Annotated in this window: 21 protein-coding genes and 1 riboswitch; of the genes, 13 read left to right on the forward strand and 8 right to left on the reverse strand. The window is 66.0% G+C overall.

All coding sequences use genetic code 11. From position 1 onward, the window contains the following. Positions 1–20: 20 nt before the first annotated feature. Together EH199_RS10115 and EH199_RS10120 are read right to left on the reverse strand one after the other, a co-directional pair. Positions 21–1166, reverse strand: coding sequence for a site-specific DNA-methyltransferase (locus EH199_RS10115; protein WP_370449681.1), 1146 nt, complete (start codon positions 1164–1166; stop codon positions 21–23). Positions 1167–1382: 216 nt separating this feature from the next. Next, positions 1383–2003 (reverse strand): ribonuclease HII, encoded by a 621-nt coding sequence (locus tag EH199_RS10120; protein WP_124809131.1) that lies wholly within the window; start codon positions 2001–2003, stop codon positions 1383–1385. A 10-nt stretch (positions 2004–2013) separates the two neighbouring features. Here EH199_RS10120 and EH199_RS10125 point away from each other — a divergent pair, with 10 nt between their 5' ends. The 7 genes from EH199_RS10125 to EH199_RS10155 all read left to right on the forward strand — a co-directional run bounded on the left by EH199_RS10125 (position 2014) and on the right by EH199_RS10155 (position 6821). Then, positions 2014–3177: a PQQ-dependent sugar dehydrogenase gene (locus EH199_RS10125; RefSeq protein ID WP_124809132.1), complete on the forward strand. Its 1164-nt coding sequence runs from the start codon at positions 2014–2016 to the stop codon at positions 3175–3177. A gap of 32 nt (positions 3178–3209) precedes the next feature. Continuing rightward, positions 3210–3887 carry a pyrimidine 5'-nucleotidase gene (locus EH199_RS10130; protein WP_124809133.1) on the forward strand — a complete coding sequence of 226 codons (678 nt, stop codon included), beginning with the start codon at positions 3210–3212 and terminating at the stop codon, positions 3885–3887. A 77-nt stretch (positions 3888–3964) separates the two neighbouring features. Continuing rightward, a complete protein-coding gene (gene dapD, locus EH199_RS10135; protein WP_124809134.1) occupies positions 3965–4801 on the forward strand; it encodes a 2,3,4,5-tetrahydropyridine-2,6-dicarboxylate N-succinyltransferase in 837 nt (278 codons plus the stop codon). A gap of 13 nt (positions 4802–4814) precedes the next feature. Then, positions 4815–5168: a hypothetical protein gene (locus tag EH199_RS10140; protein ID WP_124809135.1), complete on the forward strand. Its 354-nt coding sequence runs from the start codon at positions 4815–4817 to the stop codon at positions 5166–5168. 38 nt (positions 5169–5206) lie between these two features. After that, a complete protein-coding gene (locus EH199_RS10145; protein ID WP_124809136.1) occupies positions 5207–5647 on the forward strand; it encodes a cupin domain-containing protein in 441 nt (146 codons plus the stop codon). Next, positions 5644–6060: a DoxX family protein gene (locus EH199_RS10150; protein WP_124809137.1), complete on the forward strand. Its 417-nt coding sequence runs from the start codon at positions 5644–5646 to the stop codon at positions 6058–6060. Before EH199_RS10145 ends, EH199_RS10150 begins: the two co-directional genes overlap by 4 nt. Before the next feature lie 8 nt (positions 6061–6068). Then, positions 6069–6821 carry a sulfite exporter TauE/SafE family protein gene (locus EH199_RS10155; RefSeq protein ID WP_124809194.1) on the forward strand — a complete coding sequence of 251 codons (753 nt, stop codon included), beginning with the start codon at positions 6069–6071 and terminating at the stop codon, positions 6819–6821. Between the two features lie 3 nt (positions 6822–6824). On the opposite strand, the gene EH199_RS10160 is transcribed toward EH199_RS10155, so the two are convergent. Beyond that, positions 6825–8039 carry an MFS transporter gene (locus tag EH199_RS10160; protein ID WP_124809138.1) on the reverse strand — a complete coding sequence of 405 codons (1215 nt, stop codon included), beginning with the start codon at positions 8037–8039 and terminating at the stop codon, positions 6825–6827. A gap of 138 nt (positions 8040–8177) precedes the next feature. Between EH199_RS10160 and EH199_RS10165 the strand changes: the two genes are divergently transcribed. Further along, positions 8178–8480, forward strand: coding sequence for an alkylphosphonate utilization protein (locus EH199_RS10165; RefSeq protein ID WP_124809139.1), 303 nt, complete (start codon positions 8178–8180; stop codon positions 8478–8480). Between the two features lie 269 nt (positions 8481–8749). Continuing rightward, on the forward strand, positions 8750–9025 hold the full coding sequence (locus tag EH199_RS10170) for a hypothetical protein (protein WP_124809140.1): 276 nt from the start codon (positions 8750–8752) through the stop codon (positions 9023–9025). A 97-nt stretch (positions 9026–9122) separates the two neighbouring features. Here EH199_RS10170 and EH199_RS10175 read toward each other — a convergent pair whose 3' ends face one another. Then, the gene (locus EH199_RS10175; RefSeq protein ID WP_124809141.1) at positions 9123–9689 is read right to left on the reverse strand and encodes a 2'-5' RNA ligase family protein; all 567 of its coding nucleotides are present in this window, start codon (positions 9687–9689) and stop codon (positions 9123–9125) included. 110 nt (positions 9690–9799) lie between these two features. Between EH199_RS10175 and EH199_RS10180 the strand changes: the two genes are divergently transcribed. Next, the gene (locus EH199_RS10180) at positions 9800–10549 is read left to right on the forward strand and encodes a GGDEF domain-containing protein (protein WP_124809142.1); all 750 of its coding nucleotides are present in this window, start codon (positions 9800–9802) and stop codon (positions 10547–10549) included. Positions 10550–10554: 5 nt separating this feature from the next. Here the strand turns inward: EH199_RS10180 and EH199_RS10185 are convergent, their stop codons facing one another. The 4 genes from EH199_RS10185 to EH199_RS10200 form a co-directional block, all read right to left on the reverse strand. After that, a complete protein-coding gene (locus tag EH199_RS10185) occupies positions 10555–10950 on the reverse strand; it encodes a nuclear transport factor 2 family protein (protein ID WP_124809143.1) in 396 nt (131 codons plus the stop codon). Further along, entirely contained in the window at positions 10947–12809 is a 1863-nt protein-coding gene (gene thiC, locus EH199_RS10190) for a phosphomethylpyrimidine synthase ThiC (RefSeq protein WP_124809144.1), read from the reverse strand. The genes EH199_RS10185 and thiC overlap by 4 nt, the downstream gene beginning before the upstream one ends. Positions 12810–12840: 31 nt before the next feature. Then, positions 12841–12956, reverse strand: a riboswitch (TPP riboswitch). 99 nt (positions 12957–13055) lie between these two features. Further along, entirely contained in the window at positions 13056–14582 is a 1527-nt protein-coding gene (locus tag EH199_RS10195) for an NAD(P)/FAD-dependent oxidoreductase (RefSeq protein WP_124809145.1), read from the reverse strand. A gap of 384 nt (positions 14583–14966) precedes the next feature. Continuing rightward, positions 14967–15575, reverse strand: coding sequence for a DUF2585 domain-containing protein (locus EH199_RS10200; protein ID WP_124809146.1), 609 nt, complete (start codon positions 15573–15575; stop codon positions 14967–14969). Positions 15576–15666: 91 nt separating this feature from the next. On the opposite strand from EH199_RS10200, the gene crtY reads away from it, so the two are divergent. The 3 genes from crtY to EH199_RS10215 are packed head-to-tail and all read left to right on the forward strand — an operon-like array spanning position 15667 to position 18931. Then, a complete protein-coding gene (gene crtY / locus EH199_RS10205) occupies positions 15667–16878 on the forward strand; it encodes a lycopene beta-cyclase CrtY (RefSeq protein WP_124809147.1) in 1212 nt (403 codons plus the stop codon). Then, positions 16875–18353 carry a phytoene desaturase gene (locus tag EH199_RS10210; protein WP_124809148.1) on the forward strand — a complete coding sequence of 493 codons (1479 nt, stop codon included), beginning with the start codon at positions 16875–16877 and terminating at the stop codon, positions 18351–18353. Before crtY ends, EH199_RS10210 begins: the two co-directional genes overlap by 4 nt. After that, positions 18350–18931, forward strand: coding sequence for a TIGR00730 family Rossman fold protein (locus tag EH199_RS10215; RefSeq protein ID WP_124809149.1), 582 nt, complete (start codon positions 18350–18352; stop codon positions 18929–18931). Before EH199_RS10210 ends, EH199_RS10215 begins: the two co-directional genes overlap by 4 nt. Positions 18932–18955 lie beyond the last annotated feature (24 nt).

Consider the following 18955-nt stretch of genomic DNA (forward strand, 5'->3'; position numbering starts at 1 on the left):
AGGACAGCCTGGTCAGCGCCTCAATCCTCGACAGCCAGCAGATAGAGCTGGCGCAGCGCGTCGATCGGCTTGATCTCGCCCTCATGCTCGATGTGCCAGAAGGTCCAGCCGTTGCACGAAGGCGCGCCTTGCGCCTTGGCGCCAACGCCGTGGATCGACCCCGTATCAGTGCCCAGCGCGAGCGACCCGTCGGCGCGCACGCTGGCCACGAAGCGGCGCTTCTTGTCGAAAAGCTGTGCGCCCGGCGCAATCCAGCCGCTTTCCACGAGCTGCCCGAACGCCACCTTGGGCGCGGACCGCTTGCTCTGCATCGTGGTCAGCGCGGATTCGTCGAGTGGCAGCGCCATCTCGATCCGCTCCTCGGCCACTTCGATATAGCTCGGCTCGCGCTCGCAGCCCAGCCAGTCGCGACCCAGGCGCTTGGCCACCGCGCCGGTGGTGCCGGTGCCGAAGAAGGGATCGAGCACGAGATCGCCCTTGTTCGTCGTGGCCAGCATCACGCGATAGAGCAGCGCTTCGGGCTTCTGGGTGGGATGTGCCTTGGCGCCGTTGCGCCGCAGTCGCTCCTGCCCGCTGCATATCGGGAGAACCCAGTCCGAGCGCATCTGCAATTCGTCGTTGAGCGTCTTCATCGCGCGATAGTTGAAGGTGTACTTCGCCTTCTCGCTCTTGGCCGCCCAAATCAGCGTTTCGTGCGCGTTGGTGAAGCGCGTGCCCTTGAAATTGGGCATCGGGTTTGCCTTGCGCCAGATGATGTCGTTGAGGATCCAGAAGCCCAGGTCCTGCAGGATCGCGCCGACGCGGAAGATGTTGTGGTAGCTGCCGATCACCCACAGCGAGCCATCGGGCTTGAGGATGCGGCGCGCTTCCGCCAGCCAGTCGCGCGTGAAGCTGTCATAGGCGGCGAAGCTGTCGAACTTGTCCCAATCGTCGGTCACGGCATCGACGTGGCTGCCATCGGGCCGCGCGAGATCGCCACCGAGTTGCAGGTTGTAGGGGGGATCGGCAAAGATCATGTCGATGCAGGCATCGGGCAGCTTGCGCATTTCCGCGATGCAATCGCCGCGCAGGATGCGGTTGACGGGTAGCGCTTCGCTCCGAAGCGCCTGCGCCGGAGCCGCGCGCAAAGCCCGCGCCCGCTCTTTCGCCAATGTTGCCGTCGTCACGATCGAAAATCCCCCTGCTGACAGCCTATAGGGTGTTGCATCGGGACTCCCGCGTCAAGCCACGACTCGCCGAAATCAGGCGAGTCGCAGGCGATCCAGAAGGAGAACGGAACGAGTCCGGATCGATATGTTGAGTCCGCGCCACAAGGAACGACTCAACATCTTGTGGGGGAAAGACGGCCGAAAAAATTTGCCGATGCTACAGCAGGCCCGATGCTACAGCAGGCAAAGCTGCGCCACGGGCGCGAAGCTGCGGCGATGCAGCGGCGTAGGCCCATGGCGGCGCAACGCGGCGAGATGTTCGGGCGTGCCGTATCCGGCATTGCGCTCCCAGCCATACTCCGGATGAACGCCCGCCGCTTTGCGCATGATCCGGTCGCGATGTTCCTTGGCTATGATCGAAGCGGCCGAGATGCACGGCTCGATCGCATCCCCACCCACGATCGCGCGCGCCGGCCAGCACCATTCCGGCCGACGCCCGTGCGGCGTCAGGTTGCCATCGACTCTCACCTCGCCGACCGGCCCTTCCAGCTGCGCGTGCAGCGTACCGACCGCCAGCGTCATCGCCAGCATGGTGGCGCCGAAGATATTGAGGCGGTCGATGTCCTCGACCTCGACCACGCCCACCGCCCAGCGGCAATGGAGCTTGATCTGTTCCTCCAGCACCCCGCGCCGGGCGGCGCTGAGCTTCTTGGAATCGGCAAGCCCTTGCGGCGGCGCGTCGCCGAGCACGACCGCGGCGGCCACCACCGGCCCCGCCAGCGGTCCGCGCCCGGCTTCGTCCACGCCGATGACAAAACCGTGCAAGGATGTGGCACTGACGGAAGAGATGTGCATTGATGGCGGCATGAGCAGAACGTTCCTCTCCGCCCTATCGCCCCTCGCCCTCGTCCTCGCAAGCTGCGGTTCGCCGATTTCGGCCCAGAAAGATGCGACGCACGATTCCGCGTCGCACGAGGTTCCCGCCGGGTCGGAGCCGTTCACGGTGACAGACGTTGCCACGTTCGACGAACCCTGGGCCATGGCCTTCCTGCCCGGCGCGGCCTCGGCGCTCGTTACCGAGCGCGCGGGCAAGCTGAAGCTGTGGCAGGCCAGCGGGCCGGTGCTGGACGTCGCCGGCATTCCCCCGGTCGATTACGGTGGACAAGGCGGCCTCGGCGATGTGGCGCTGGCACCCGATTTCACCACGACCGGCACGGTCTACCTGAGCTGGGCCGAAGCCGGCACCAACGACACGCGCGGCGCGGCCGTGGCGCGGGCGAAGCTCGTCACCGATGGCGGCAAGCCCCGGCTGGAAGGACTGCAGGTGATCTGGCGGCAGGTGCCCAAGGTGACCGGCCGGGGGCACTATTCGCACCGCATCGCCTTTTCGCCCGATGGCCAGTACCTGTTCCTCTCCTCGGGCGAACGGCAGAAGTTCGATCCGGCGCAGGACCTGGGCGTCAATCTGGGCAAGATCATCCGCCTGCTGCCCGATGGCACGCCCGCTCCGGGCAATCCGTTCGCCGATCGCGGCGGCGTTTCCGCGCAGATCTGGTCCTATGGCCACCGCAACGTGCTGGGCCTGAAGTTCGATGCGCAGGGCCGGTTGTGGGATCTCGAACACGGACCGGCGGGTGGCGACGAATTGAACATCGTCAAGCCTGGGCAGAACTACGGCTGGCCTATCGTGTCCAACGGCGATCACTATGACGGCCGCCCGATCCCGCGCCATGCCACGCGCCCCGAATTCGCCGCCCCGGCGGTCAGCTGGAACCCGGTGATCGCGCCGGGCGATTTCCTCTTCTATTCGGGCAAGGCTTTCCCGGCGTGGAAAGATCAGGCGCTGATCGCGGGGCTGGGATCGGAAGCGCTGGTCCGCGTCGCCATCGACGGCGAAAGCGCGCGCGAAGTGGAACGCTACCCCCTTGGCAACCGCCTGCGCGAGATCAAGGAAGCACCGGACGGCACAATCTGGCTGCTGGAAGACGGCAAGGATGCCAAACTGCGCAAGCTGTCCCCAAAACCCTAGGGCCGGCCCTGCTTCGCTGTTAGAGCGGCGCCATGGTTTTCGATCCCTCCATCGTCGATTGCTGGTTGTTCGATCTCGACAACACGCTCTACCCGGCCACCACCCGCATGTTCGACCAGATCGATCATCGCATGGGCGCGTACATCGCCAACCTGCTGGGCTGCGACGACGACGAGGCGCGGCGCGTGCAGAAGCTCTACTTCCACGATCACGGCACCACGCTTTCGGGCCTGATGCACTATCACGAGGTTGCGCCGCACGAATTCCTCGAGTTCGTCCACGACATCGACATGACTCCTCTGGCCACCGCGCCCCGGCTGGCGGACCGGATCACGCGCCTGCCCGGCCGCAAGATCGTGTTCACCAACGGCGATGCGCCCTATGCCGAGAAAGTGCTGGCGGCGCTCGACCTGTCGGATTGCTTCGACGGGATGTGGGACATCCACGCCATGAACTACCGGCCCAAGCCGGAGCCATCGGCCTACCATGGCGTAATCGAGGCGTTCGGCATCGTTCCCGAGCGCGCGGTCTTCGTCGAGGATTCGGCCCGCAATCTCGCCCCGGCCAAGGCGCTGGGGATGCAGACGATCTGGCTCGATCTCGCGACCGAATGGGGCGACCGCGCGATGCACCCCGCCGCGATCGACCTGGTCATCGATGACTTTTCCGAATGGCTCGACGCGCTTGCCCGCGACGGTGTGCTGGGCTAGGCGGCGCTCCTGAATTTCAGGCCTGTTCCGCAGGCGCCGCCCGCACTTGCGGGCAATCCAACAGTGGGGAGACCAAGATGACCGCCCAGCTCGAAGCTGCCATCGAAAGCGCATGGGAAGCGCGTGACGGCGTGACGCCCGCCAGCAGCGACGTGCGCGCGGTAGTCGAACAGGCGCTGGAACTGCTCGATTCCGGCAAGGCCCGCGTGGCGGAAAAGATCGACGGCGAATGGCGCGTCAACCAGTGGCTCAAGAAGGCGGTGCTTCTTTCCTTCCGCCTCAACGACAACGCGGTGATCGATGGCGGCGCGGCCGGCGCGCCCGCGTTCGACAAGGTGCCGTCGAAGTTCGAAGGCTGGGGCGAGAACCGCTTCCGCGACGCCGGCTTCCGCGTGGTGCCGGGCGCCGTCGCCCGCCGGGGCGCGCATATCGCCAAGGGCGTGGTGCTGATGCCCAGCTTCGTCAACATCGGCGCCTATGTCGATGAAGGCACGATGGTCGATACCTGGGCCACCGTCGGGTCCTGCGCGCAGATCGGCAAGAACGTGCACATTTCGGGCGGCGCGGGCATCGGCGGCGTGCTGGAACCGCTGCAGGCCGGCCCGGTCATCATCGAGGACGGCGCCTTCATCGGCGCGCGTTCGGAAGTGGCCGAAGGCGTGATCGTGGGCCAGGGCGCGGTACTGTCCATGGGCGTGTTCCTGGGCGCGTCGACCAAGATCGTCGACCGCGCGACGGGCGAAGTCCACATCGGCCGCGTGCCGCCCTATGCGGTGGTCGTGCCCGGCTCGCTGCCCGGCAAGCCCCTGCCCGATGGCACGCCCGGCCCTTCGCTGTACTGCGCCGTGATCGTCAAGACGGTGGACGCGCAGACGCGCAGCAAGACCGGGATCAACGAACTGCTGCGCGACTGAGTTCGCACGGATCATGCCCGTCGGCTGGAAGCTGGAGGAACGCTGCCGCGCGGCGCTGCTTCTCCGCTTCCCGCCGCGCTATCCGCGCGTGATCGCCGACCATGTCACGCTCAACCTGCATGATCGCGCGCCGCCATGCCCGGTGGGCGAAGCGCTAGTTATCGGCCGGTGCGACGACGATGCCGGCGTGGAAGCGCTCGTCGTGCGGATAGACGGTTCGACTGCGCGGCCGGACGGACTGGTCTGGCACATCACCTGGTCGCTTGCCGATGGGCGTGCGCCCCGGGAAAGCAACGGGACCATCGCCACCCTCGGCTGGATACCCGTCGAACCCTTTCCACTCGGGCTTGTCCCCGCGCTCTGGTAGGCGTTGACGGCAGGCGGGCGCGCCGGCAAGGCAGCACCATGGCTGCCGCCCCCTCTCTCATCGCCACGCTGGGGCTGTCGCCACACCCCGAAGGCGGCTGGTATCGTGAGACCTGGCGCGCACCGGCACAGCCGGGCACGCGCGCGGCCGCCACCGCGATCCTGTTCCTGCTGGAAGCGGGGCAAGCGTCGCACTGGCACCGGGTGGACGCCGCCGAAATCTGGCTGTGGCACGGCGGCGACGCGCTGGACCTGCGGATCGCCGCGCACGACCACGCCGCTCCGGCAACACACCGGCTCGGCCCCGATGTCGAGACTGGGCACAGCGTGCAGGCGGTGGTGCCCGAACAGCACTGGCAGGCGGCCTCCCCCGTGGCCGGAGGGCCGCACGGCTATACGCTGGTGTCCTGCGTGGTCGCCCCTGCCTTTGAGTTCTCCGGCTTCACGCTCGCCCCGCCGGGCTGGGAACCGGGCGCATGAAGGACAGCATCGCGCGCATCGCCTCCCGCTTCCTGCTGGCGGCGTTCTACGCGCTGGCCGGCGTGCTTCATATCGTCCGTCCAGCGCCGTTCCTTTCGATCATGCCGGCGTGGGTTCCCGCGCCCGAGTTGGTCGTGATGCTGACCGGATGGGCGGAATTGCTGGGCGCCATCGGCCTGGCCCAGCCCGTTTCGCGCGGCCTGCGCCGCGCCGCCGGGATCGGGCTGGCGCTCTACGCGGTCTGCGTGTTCCCCGCGAACATCCACCATTTCGCGCTGGACATGGCGAAAGCGGATCACGGTTTCGGCTTTGCCTATCATATTCCCCGCATGTTCGCGCAGCCGGTGCTGGTCTGGCTGGCGCTGTGGGTCGCCAACGTGATCGACTGGCCGTTCGCGCGGCGCAAGGGTTGAATTCCACGATGCTGCTGGCCGATCCCTTCACCCTGTTCGTTTGCGCGCTGGCCGTGGTTCTCGTGGGCATGGCCAAGGGCGGTTTCGCCGGGCTTGGCGTGCTGGCGACGCCGCTGGTCGCGCTGGCGCTGCCCCCGTCCCAAGCCGCCGCGATCATCCTGCCGATCCTGATCGCGCAGGACGTGATCAGCGTTTGGTCGTTCCGGCATAGCTGGGACCGCTGGATCGTAGCCTGGATGCTGCCGGGCGCGGTGGTGGGGATCGGCATCGGCTGGGCCTTCGCCGCCTGGGTCAACGAGAACGTGCTGATGGCTGCGCTGGGCGCCATCACGCTGGGCTTCGGGCTTTACCGGCTGTGGCTGGAGCGCGGACATCGCGTGGTCGCCGCATCGACCTCACCCGGCTGGGTCGGCCTGCTGTTCGGCGCCACCACCGGCCTCACCAGCCAGATCGCCCATGCCGGCGGCCCGCCGTTCCAGATATGGGTGGCGCCGCGCAAGCTGCCGCACGTGACGTACGTCGGCACCAACTCGATCCTGTTCGCGGCGATCAACTGGCTGAAGTTGCCCAGCTACATCGCGCTGGGCGTGATGACGCATCAGGTGCTGGTGGCCGCGCTGATGCTGCTGCCGCTGGCGGCGGCCAGCACGCTGGTCTCGATCCGCCTTTTGCGCCGGCTCAAGCCCGACCGGTTCTATCACATCACTTACTGGCTGATGGTGTTTCTCGGCGCCAGGCTGGTGTGGTCGGGCCTGTTCTGAACCTCAGGCGCGCACGCCGGTGGGCAGGCGACGCAGCAGCACGAGCGCGATCAGCGCGAACCCGGTCGAGATCAGGAACGGCACGCCGGGGAAATAGACCGGCGCGGCGGGGCCGGTGAACCAGGCCATTGGCCAGGTCAGCACCATCGGCGCGATCACGCCGGCGATCCCCGTCGTCATGGAGGCGATGCCTTGCACTTCCCCCTGCGTTTCCGGGGTGGCGCGGGATGAGAGCATGGCCATCACGCTCGGCTGCACCAGCGATTGCACCGCCACGGCGGCCAGGATGGCGAAAGCGACGATCGTGGAGGTGGTGAAGGCATACGTCACGAAGCCGATCGCCGCGCCGATGATTCCCACCGTCGCCGCATCGCGCTCGCCCAGGCGGCGCACCGCGCGGCCGGTCAGGAACACCTGAGCGAAGGCGATGGTCACGCCCACGGCCGCCAGGCTGAGGCCGATCATCCGGTCCGACCAGCCGAACTGGGCAATGCCATAGAAGCTCCAGGTCAGCGGATAGACAAGGCCAGCCAGTTGCCAGAACAGCAGCACCAGCGCGACGTTCAGCATCCCCGGCTGCGCGCGCAGCACCCGCCAGGACCCGAGCGGATTGGCGCGCGACAGCGTAAACGGCCGGCGGTTTTCATGCGCCAGCGTTTCGGGAAACACCGTCAGCCCGTACAGGAAGTTCAGGCCGGCAAGCACACCCGCCGCCACGAAAGGCGCGCGATCGCCCCATCCCGTCAGCAGCCCGCCCAGGGCCGGTCCGACCACGAAGCCCACGCCGAAGCCGGCGCTGACCATGGCGAAGTTGCGCGCGCGATCCTGTGGCGCGGTGACGTCGGCAATGGCCGCCTGCGCCGGCGCGTAGCTCCCGCCGAAAAGGCCCGACAGCACGCGCCCCAGGAAGATCAGCGGCAGCGTGTGCGCCAGCGCGAGCAGGGCATAGTCGACCGCCAGCCCGCCCAGCGCCGCCAGCAGAACCGGTCGCCGCCCAACCGCATCGCTGAGATTGCCCAGCACCGGGGCCGCAATGAAGCTTGCCACCGCCATGGCCAGCCCCATCCATGTCCCGACGCCGATGGCCTGCGCCAGATCCAGGCCGCCCACATCCATCAGCAGGCGCGGCAATACCGGCATGACAAGGCCGAACCCCATCGCGTCGATGAAGATGGTAGTGGCGATGAAGGTGACGGTATGGCGGTTCGGGGAAGTCATCGGCCTTGCTTGCCTGATTACATCTGGGAACAAAAGAAATACATGCGCCATGATGACGGCGGCAGACCGGAAACACTGGCCATAGGGTCAACGGGCTGCCATGGGCACAGGCGATCCCCTCATTACAGGATGCCGGACATGAGCGACGACGAATACGTCTACGATGAAGACAGCGGCGAATGGATGACCGCGGCCGATCTTGCGGCGAAGCGCGCGGCGGAAAGCTCCATCGAAGTACGCGATGCGGTGGGTAACCTGCTAGCGGACGGCGATCAGGTGACGCTGATCAAGGATCTGGACGTCAAGGGCGCGGGGCAGACGCTCAAGCGCGGGACGCTGATCAAGTCGATCCGCCTGACCGGCGATCCTCAGGAAATCGACTGCAAGTTCGACGGCATCAAGGGACTCGTGCTGCGCGCCGAGTTCGTCCGCAAGCGCTGACGCGACACCGCACCGCAGCATATGGCGGCGCGACGCCCCGTGCCCTACGGCACTCCGGCCGCCACATCCCGTTTTCAGGACGCGGTTTTGGCAACGGCCTTTCGCCAATACGCTTATGTTTTCGTTAAAAATCCCGAGTGAATTGCATCTTTTGCAATCAGACCGTCCGCAAATACACTTGCTCGCACACGCACAATCATTATGTCGCCTAACAACAAGATAACGGGTGCCCAAGGCAATCTTTCCTTCCTGAGACAGGGGATATTGCCATGATCAAGACCACTTTCGCTTTCGCCGCCGCGCTCGCGTTCGTTCCCGCCGTGGCGCAGGCCGACGAAATCGCCAACACTGAAGCCTTCACCCACAAGGGCGTGGACTACAGCTACACGACCGAAGTGAAGGGCGACACGAAGATCGTTCGCGGCACCGCCTATGCCGGCAAGGTTCCGTTCGAACTGCGCGTGAAGAACAAGAGCGTCGACGGCACGTTCAACAACCGCCCGGTTCACTTCGAACTGCGCGACGTGCAGAAGCTCGGCCTCTAAGCGTTCTCCGGGCGCCAAGACGCCTGGAAACAAGCTGAAAACGGCCCCTTCCCGCCCCTAGGCCGGAAGGGGCCGTTTGCGTTGCAACCTTCGCCGCTCAGAATGCAAAGCTAGCTTGGCGTACCGGTGGCGGCACCAACGGCCAGCGGTCCAGCACTTCGTGGCGACGCAGGCCGACCAGGCTGTGGATGAGCAGCACCTCCGTCACCTGCCATCCGAAACCCAGCTTCCGCAGTCCTCGCGATGTCAGGGCCGTATCGTAAGACAGCGTCATGTGCGGACTATAGCGCACCTTGGGGCGCAACGGCGCCCGCATCCCCGCCATGGCCTGCGCGATGCAATCATAGACGGCCTTCCCTCCCGCGTGGCCTTCCCCCGGTTGAGCCAATATCGATTCTTTGCCGACGACAATTTTGCCCAGCATCATCTCGAACGGCGCCGCGGCAATCCTTCGGCCCGCGCGCAACAGCGTCTCGACATAGGCCGGCGGGCACTCTCCCTGATCGAAGTCCTTTGTAATCGCCAAGGTCATGTGCAAGCGGTCCGCCGTGACGCGCGCGCGCTTCAACCCCATAGCGCGCGCGTGCGCGGCGATCCGCTCCGCGGTTTCGACTGGTGGCACCACCGCGAAGAAGAAGCGATCCTGAACGCGCGCGGGTTTCATGAGATGGACGCCAAGACTCGCATTTGTTCACTATATGTTCTTTTCAATCCTTCGTCCACATCCGGCGGTCTTAGCGATTTGGAAACCAGAAGCCGCCATGCTGTCCGGTCATGAACGGCCTGTCCGAAGCCAAGACGATCCGGCGCCTGGTCCTTACCGGGCTGCTTGTCGTGGGCGGCTCGGTTATCGCGTCCGTGGTTTGCACGCACATTTCCTTCATGGACGGCAGCGCCAACCCCATATTCTATCGCGATGCGATGTTCTTTGCCGTTCTGATTCCGCTGCTCATCGCACCGGTCGCCTATGGCTACATTGCCTGGCTGACCTGGCGACTGCATCACACCTATGCCGAACTGGAAGTGATGGCGCACACCGACGCCCTCACCGGCCTGCCCAACCGGCGCGCCTTCGTCGAAGACATGGAAGGCCGGCTCAGACGGGCCGAGGATAACGTGCTGGTCTTCGCGATGGTGGACCTCGATCACTTCAAACGGATCAACGATTCGATGGGCCATGCCACGGGCGACCTTGCGCTGCGCCATGCCGCCGAAGTGCTGCGCGACAGCGCCCCCGCCGGCTCCGTCGTCGCACGGCTGGGCGGCGAGGAATTCGCGGTGCTTCTCGCCCAGGCGCCGGACAGCGCATGCGGGACGGAGCCGGAAGCCCAGCTGGACGTCATGCGACAGCGCCTGGCCGACCTTCCCCTCATCGTGCCTGGCGGCGTCGTCCGCATGACCGCCAGCTTCGGCATGGCCGTGCCCCTGCCCGGCGAAGCGCTGGACAGCCTTCTAAGGCGCGCGGACAGCGCGCTCTATCGCGCCAAGGCGGATGGGCGCAACCGGGTGACCCGCGCCGCCTGAGGGCCTCACGCCAACGTCACGAAAAGTTCGGCTTCCAGCAGCCACGCGCCGCCCACCTCGCGCCATTTCGCGCTGTAGATGCCGGAAGCGGCGACCTGCTCCGATCCCGCCACCACGCCGCGCCAGGTGCCCTGCTCCATGGCCACGGGCTCGACCGCCGATGCGGCGACACTTTCAGGCACGCGCTCGTACACCATGCGCGGGCGCGCCGAAAACTCGCGTTTCCATGCGGTCAGCTGCGCCTTGCGCCCGGCGATCACCGCGCTGTCGGAGCCGGTGACCAGCACCACGCCAGGCGCCAGGATCGGCCCGATCGCAACGAGATCGCCCTCCGCCAGCGCGCGGTTGAACGCGGCGCGGCGCAGGCGGATGGCAAGTTCGGCCGCGCCCGGCTGGTTCACTCCGCCGCCGGGATATAGAGATCGCCCGCCTCGCGGTACTTCTCGCTCATCTCGGCCATGCCCTTTTCCGCCTCGTCCGCCGCGATGAAGCCGGTGCTGGGCTGGTTCTGCTTAGCCGCGAAATCGCGCACTTCCTGCGTGATCTTCATCGAACAGAACTTCGGACCACACATCGAGCAGAAGTGCGCGGTCTTGGCGCCTTCGGCCGGGAGCGTCTGGTCGTGGTACTGCTCGGCCGTATCGGGATCGAGGCTGAGGTTGAACTGGTCACGCCAGCGGAACTCGAAGCGCGCGCGGCTCAGCGCATCGTCGCGCAGCTTGGCGGCCGGGTGCCCCTTGGCGAGATCGGCGGCATGGGCGGCGAGCTTGTAGGTAACGACGCCCACCTTCACGTCGTCGCGGTCAGGCAGGCCCAGGTGCTCCTTGGGCGTGACATAGCAGAGCATCGCCGTGCCGAACCAGCCGATCATCGCCGCGCCGATGCCGCTGGTGATGTGGTCGTAGCCCGGCGCGATGTCGGTAACGAGCGGCCCGAGCGTGTAGAACGGCGCTTCGCCACAGGCGGCAAGCTGCTTGTCCATGTTCTCCTTGACCTTGTGCATCGGCACATGGCCCGGTCCCTCGATCATCACCTGCACGTCCTGTTCCCAGGCGCGCTTGGTCAGTTCGCCCAGCGTGTAGAGTTCGGCGAACTGCGCCTCGTCGTTGGCGTCGGCCACGGAACCGGGGCGCAGGCCATCGCCCAGCGAATAGGCGATGTCATAGGCCTTCATGATCTCGGTGATTTCGTCGAACTTCTCGTAGAGGAAGCTCTCGCGGTGGTGCGCCAGGCACCACTTGGCCATGATCGAGCCGCCGCGGCTGACGATGCCGGTCACGCGCTTGGCGGTCATCGGGATGTAGGGCAGGCGCACGCCGGCGTGGATCGTGAAGTAATCGACGCCCTGCTCCGCCTGTTCGATCAGCGTATCGCGGAACACTTCCCAGGTCAGATCCTCGGCAATGCCGCCGACCTTTTCCAGCGCCTGGTAGATCGGCACGGTGCCGATCGGCACCGGGCTGTTGCGCAGGATCCATTCGCGCGTGTCGTGGATGTTGCGGCCGGTGGAAAGGTCCATCACCGTGTCCGCGCCCCAGCGGATCGACCAGACCATCTTGTCGACTTCGTTGGCGACGTTCGACGCCACCGCCGAATTGCCGATGTTGGCGTTGATCTTCACCAGGAAGTTGCGGCCGATCGCCATCGGCTCGCTTTCCGGGTGGTTGATGTTGCTGGGAATGATCGCCCGGCCACGCGCCACTTCCTCGCGCACGAATTCGGGCGTCACGTAATCCGGAATGCTCGCGCCCCAATCCTGCCCGTCGCGCGCTAGCGCTTCCTTGAGCTGCTTGCGACCCAGGTTCTCGCGGATGGCGACATATTCCATCTCGGGGGTGATGATACCCCGGCGAGCATAGTGCATCTGCGTGACGTTCTGCCCGGCCTTGGCCCGCAGCGGCGCCGTGTTCACGTTGGGGAACGGCGGGACGCCGCCAGACCGGTCGGGGCCGAGCTGGCCATTGTCCTCGGGCTTCACTTCGCGCGCGGAATAGGTCTCCACATCGCCGCGCGCCACGATCCAGTCGCGGCGCAGCGGAGCGAGACCCGCGGCGATGTCGATCGTGGCGGCGGGATCAGTATAGGCGCCCGAGGTATCGTAGACCCGCAGCGGCGCTTCGCCCGAGGACGGCTCCAGCGCGATTTCGCGCATGGCGACCTTCACCCCCGGGAAGTTCGGCGATTCGACGTAAATCTTGCGGCTGCCGCGAATGGGGCCGGTCGTCACGCCGATTTCCAGGGGAGAGTTGATGTCGGCCATGGCACGCTTCCTTCCTGGGACGGACGAAGAGCGCCAAGACGGCCGCCCTTCCCTCCGCCCGTGCTAACGGGTTCAGGTTCGACGGGTCGTGGGCTGCGAAACCCACCTCTCAGCCTTTTGGAAACGCAGGCTCCCCGGGGTGTGAGCCAGCATTAGGCGCATTGCGACGGCGCGTCCAGCCAATGAACGCCGGATGCGCCGCCGCAACGGCAAGCGGACGGTCAAATACGACGGGAAGCCGCGCGATCAGGCCGCGACCGGTTCCTCCGCTTTCGCCGAGGCCGTCCGTTTCACGCCATCATAGACGAATTCCGTGCCTTCCAGATCGATCGCCGGGATTTCCACGCGTTCGGCCCAATAGTCCTGATTGTGCCGCCATTCCGGCTTGTCGCCCCCGCGCGGCAACTCATCCAGTCCGCGCATGAGATAGCCGGGATTGAAGTTGTCGCGCTCGATCCACGGCCCAAGCTCCATCCCCTCGTCCTCGGGCCGTAGCGCCACGTCGATCCGCTTCGCACCGCGCGCGTCCATGTGGTTGAGCAGCTTGCACACGAAATCGCCCAGCATGTCGACGCGCAGCGTCCAGCTCGCCCGGAAATAGCCCATGACCCAGACGAGGTTGGGAACGCCGGTGAACATCATGCCGCGATAGTTGACTGTATCGTGCCAGTTGACCGCCTTGCCATCGACGGCGAAGGGAATGTCGCCCATCACGGACAGGCGGAAGCCGGTGCAGGCGACCACGATATCGGCCTCCAGTTCCTCGCCCGAGGCCGTCCGCACGCCCTTTTCGGTAAAGCGGTCGATCGTGTCGGTCACCACCCGCACATGGCCAGCCGCGGCGTGCTGGAACAGGTCGCCATCGGGGCAGAACGCAAGGCGCTGCTGCCACACGCGATACTTGGGGGTGAAGTTCGGCTCGAACGCGAAGTCCTCGCCCGCATAGGCACGCACCAGCGCCTTCAGTTCCTCGAACACCACGTCCGGTTCGGTCTGGCAGCGCTTCGTCAGCACGTCCTGATCGTGCATGACCTGGGCACGCACGACGCGGTGAACGGTCGGTTCGTCGATGCCGATCTGGCGCAGACGGTCGGCCAGCTCGTTCTGGTTGGGATGGCAGAAGAAATAGGTCGGCGAACGCTGGAGCATCGTCACCTGCGCCCCGGCATCGCAGAACGCCGGAACGACCGTGGCGGCGGTCGCGCCCGATCCGATCACCAGCACCCGCTTGCCCTTGACGTCGATCGCCGGGTCCCACAGCTGGGCGTGGATGAACGTGCCCTTGTAGTCCGAGAGGCCAGCCCAGTCGGGCACATAGGGCTTCTCGTGATCATAATAGCCCTGGCACATCCACAGGAAATTGGCGGTAAAGGTCACCTTGGCCCCGTCCGCCTTGCGCGTGGTTTCCACGGTCCACAGGTTGTCCGCGCTGGACCAGTGGCAGCCGGTGATGCGGTGGCCATAGCGGATGTGTTCGCCGATGCCGTTCTCGTCGATCACCTCGCCCATGTACTTGAGGATTTCATCGGCGCTGGCGATCGGCGCGCCGATCCAGGGCTTGAAGCGGTAGCCAAAGGTGTAGAGATCGGAGTCCGAACGGACGCCGGGGTACTTGTGGGTTTCCCACGTCCCGCCGAACGTGTCCTTCGCCTCGATCACGACATAGCTCTTGCCGGGGCACTGGTCCTGCAAGTGATAGGCCGATCCGATGCCGGAAATGCCGGCGCCGACAATCAGCACGTCAACGTGATCCGTCTTCGCTTCCTGAGCCATCATACCTCTCCATGAGCCGGCTTATGGATGCCGGCTTTTGCCGGTTCACCTGCCTTGCTTCGGCAGAAGAGTGCCTTGCGCATTGACTGGGATCAAGAACATCGCGTCACGCGCGGCGCGCGATCGGCCCAAGAATTAACGAACGTTCATGCGCCGGATCATCCTGCGTCATGTGCAGCCGTGCAAGAACCGCTCGCAACGGCAGACCGAACCGACGCAAGGACGGTCCGATGCCGTAGCGGAATTTGATCTTTCGAATTTCCAGCCTTGGGAGCGGCCCCCCCGGACCCGCTCCCGCTCCGGGGGCGGGCAGACCACCCTTCATCCCGCCCCCGGAAATCTTTCCAGGCGCCCGGAAAGGTTCCGAAACCAGCCGCAATGCGGTCAGGCAGCGGCCTGCCAGTGGCGAATCGCCTCGATCGGCCATGCCAGCATGAGGACGTTGAGCGTCAGATTGTCGCGGATCATTGCCAGCGTGAACAGTTCGAACGCGATCGCCAGCCCGATGGTGGCCCATGCCGGCAGGCGCGAGGCGACAATAAAGCCAAGGGCCATGAAGCCGATGTCGCTTGCCGAATTGAGCACGCTGTCGCCGGAATAGCCCCACGATACCGTGACCGACCGGTAGCGATCGATGATGATCGGCGAGTTTTCGAGCAGTTCCCAAGATCCCTCGATCAGCACGGCGAATGGCAAGGCCCAGCGTGACGAAACCCGCCGGGCCAGCGCGGGCACGCGCCACAACAGCCGCGCCGCGCCATAGAACAGCATCCCGTGAATGAGGTGGCTGAAGCTGTACCAGTCCGAAACCTGCTGGCTGTTTTCGGGCGATTCCACCACGCCCTGCCATAGGCGTACCACGCCACACGGGCAGATGGGCGGCCGCCCTTCCCCCAGCAGGATGCCGACGATCAGCGCCGCGATCAGCAGCGCCACGACTGTTCTTGCCCGGTCGGGCGTCAGCGGCAGAGGGGATGCAAGGCCGGCCTTCATCGCTCCCCCTTAGCCTTACGGCGTTGCCAAACCATTGATAGGCCCCATGGTGCAGTTGCGCCGTTCCGGTCGAACGCCTAGGTGAGACGGGATGAGTTCGCAAACCTGCGACATCGTTATTCTTGGCGGCGGCCTTGCGGGCGGTCTGGCGGCGCTTGCTTTCGCACGCGCGCGGCCCGACCTGTCGCTGCGCCTGGTCGAACAGGGCGAAACGCTGGGCGGCCACCACGTGTGGTCGTTCTTCGGCAGCGACGTGGGCAAAGCCGGGCGCGAGCTGCTCGCGCCGCTCGTCGAGGCGGCCTGGCCGGGATACACGGTCCGCTTTCCGCAATACGATCGCCAGCTCGATACGAGCTATTACGCGATGACATCCGCCCGCCTGGACGCGGCGCTGCGCGCCGCACTGCCGGCGGAGGCGATCCTGTGCAACCGGCGCGCGCTGGCCTGCAGCGAAACGGCGGTCACGCTATCCGACGGCACGCGGCTGGAAGCTGGCGCGGTGATAGACGCGCGCGGGGCGCGGCTGGCGGGGCACCTCACCGGCGGCTGGCAGAAGTTCGTGGGCCAGCGGCTCAAACTGAAAGCCCCGCACGACTTGGAGCGGCCCGTCATCATGGACGCCACGGTCGAGCAGATCGATGGCTACCGTTTCCTCTATTGCCTGCCCTTCGCGCCCGACGAGGTGTTCATCGAGGACACCTACTACGCCGACGGCACCCACCTGGACACGTCCGCCATCCATGCCCGGATCGAAGCCTATGCGCTGGCGCGCGGCTGGCGCGTTGAGGCGGTGCTGGACGAGGAGACCGGCGTGCTGCCGGTTGTGGCTGGCGGCGATTTCGATGGGTTCTGGCGCGCAACCGGCGGTCAGATCGCCCGCGCCGGCGGCCGCGCCGGCCTGTTCCACGCGGTCACCAGCTACTCGGTCCCCGATGCGGTGCGCTTCGCGCTGGCGCTGGCGCGGCAGGACGATCTCTCGGGCCAGGCGCTCGCGGTGTTCAGCGAGGAATGGGCAAGACGCCACTGGCAGCGTGGGCGGTTCGACCGGGCACTTTCCGCGATGCTGTTCGCCGCTGCGGAGCCACGGGACCGCTATCGCGTGCTGCAACGCTTCTACGGTCTGGACCAGCGCCTGATCGAACGGTTCTACGCCGGACGGTCGACCCCGCTCGACAAGATGCGCATTCTGGCGGGGCGCCCCCCGGTCTCGATCAGCAAGGCCATCGGCGTGCTGACCGGACTGGGCGCCAGGCCCCAGCCGCTGCATCATTCCAGCCAATCGCCATCGGGAGTGCGCAAGTGAAACGAGCCTGTGTGATCGGCGCCGGGTTCGGCGGACTGGCGCTCGCCATCCGCCTCCAGTCGGCCGGCATCCAGACCACCGTCATCGAAGCACGCGACAAGCCGGGCGGGCGCGCCTGGTACTGGGAACGCGATGGCTTCACGTTCGATGCCGGACCGACCGTCATCACCGATCCGCCGTGCCTTGAGGAGCTGTGGAACCTCAGCGGGCATCGCATGGCCGACGACGTGGACCTGATGCCGGTATCGCCGTTCTACCGGCTCAACTGGCCCGACGGCACCGTGTTCGACTATTCGAACGACGAAGCGCACCTGCGCGCCGAAATCGCCCGCATCTCGCCCGGCGACGTGGTGGGCTACGAGGATTTCCTGCGCTATTCGGCCGGCGTGTTCGAGGAAGGCTACGTCAAGCTGGGCGCGGTGCCGTTCCTCGATTTCTCCAGCATGATCAAGGCCGCCCCCGCGCTGGCGCGCTATCAGGCATGGCGCTCGGTCTATTCGATGGTATCGAGCTTCGTCGAAAGCGAAAAGCTGCGCGAGGCCTTCAGCTTCCACACCCTGCTGGTCGGCGGCAACCCGATGAACACCAGCGCGATCTATGCCCTGATCCACAAGCTGGAGAAGGATGGTGGCGTGTGGTGGGCCAGGGGCGGCACCAACCGCCTGATCGCCGGCATGGTGCGCCACTTCCAACGGCTGGGCGGCGAAGTGCGGCTGGGCGATCCCGTGGCGCGCGTGGAAACGCTGGGCAGCCGGGTAACCGGTGTGCTGACGCGCAGCGGCTGGCACGCTCCGTTCGACGCGGTCGCCTCCAATGCCGATCTGATGCACACCTACCGCGATCTTCTGTCCGACAATCCGCGTGGGAAACAGCAGGCCCGGTCGCTGGCGCGCAAGCGGTTCTCGCCCAGCCTGTTCGTGGTGCATTTCGGCGTGGAGGGCACCTGGCCCGGCATTCCGCACCACATGATCCTGTTCGGTCCGCGCTACAAAGGGCTGCTCGACGACATTTACCAGCACGGCGTACTGCCGCAGGACTTCTCGATCTATCTGCACCATCCGACCGTGACCGATCCGTCGATGGCCCCCGAAGGCATGAGCACGTTCTATGCGCTGGTGCCCGTCGCCAACATGGGCAAGTTGCCGGTCGACTGGAACGAGATCGGCCCGGTGCTGGAAAAGCGGATTCTCGACGAAGTGGGCCGGCGCCTGATCCCGGACATCCACGATCGCATCCGGACGAAGTTCCACTACGCCCCGGCCGACTTCGCCACCGACCTTTCCGCCTATCAGGGCAGCGCGTTCAGCCTGGAGCCGTTGCTGACGCAGAGCGCGTGGTTCCGCGCGCACAACCGCGACGATGCGATTCCCAATTTCTACCTGGTGGGCGCCGGCACGCATCCGGGCGCCGGCATCCCCGGCGTTGTCGGCAGCGCGAAGGCCACCGCACGCCTGATGCTGGAGGACATGAAGTGAAACGCCTTGCCGTCTATTGCGGCTCCGCCTCGCCCGCTGATTCCCGCTACGTCGAACTCGCCCGCCACGTCGGCACCACGCTGGCCCGGCGCGGCATCGGGCTGGTCTATGGCGGCGGCAGGCTGGGCCTGATGGGCGCGGTGGCAAGCGGCGCGCTGGAAGCCGGCGGCGAAGTGATCGGCGTGATCCCCGAAGCGCTGGTCAGCGCCGAGGTTTCCAATACCGACTGCACCGAGCTGCACGTCGTCGCCAACATGCACCAGCGCAAGCAGGCCTTCACCGACCTTTCGGACGGCTTCCTGACCATCCCCGGCGGCGTCGGCACGATGGACGAATTGTGGGAAGCGGTAAGCTGGGCGCAGCTTGGCTATCACGCCAAGCCCGTGGGACTGCTCAACGCCTTCGGCTTCTACGACCACCTGATTGCCTTCAACCGCCACATGATCGAGGTGGGCTTCATCCGCGAAGCGCATCGCGACATCATCATCGCGGAGCCCGATCTCGATCTGCTGCTGGCGCGGATGGCGGCGCACGTGCCGCACACCCCGATCTTCGCGATGAAAGCCGCCGATTTGTGACGGAAGGTCGCGAGGCCGGAACTT

The organism is Novosphingobium sp. LASN5T (assembly GCF_003856955.1).
Classification (GTDB): Bacteria; Pseudomonadota; Alphaproteobacteria; order Sphingomonadales; family Sphingomonadaceae; genus Novosphingobium.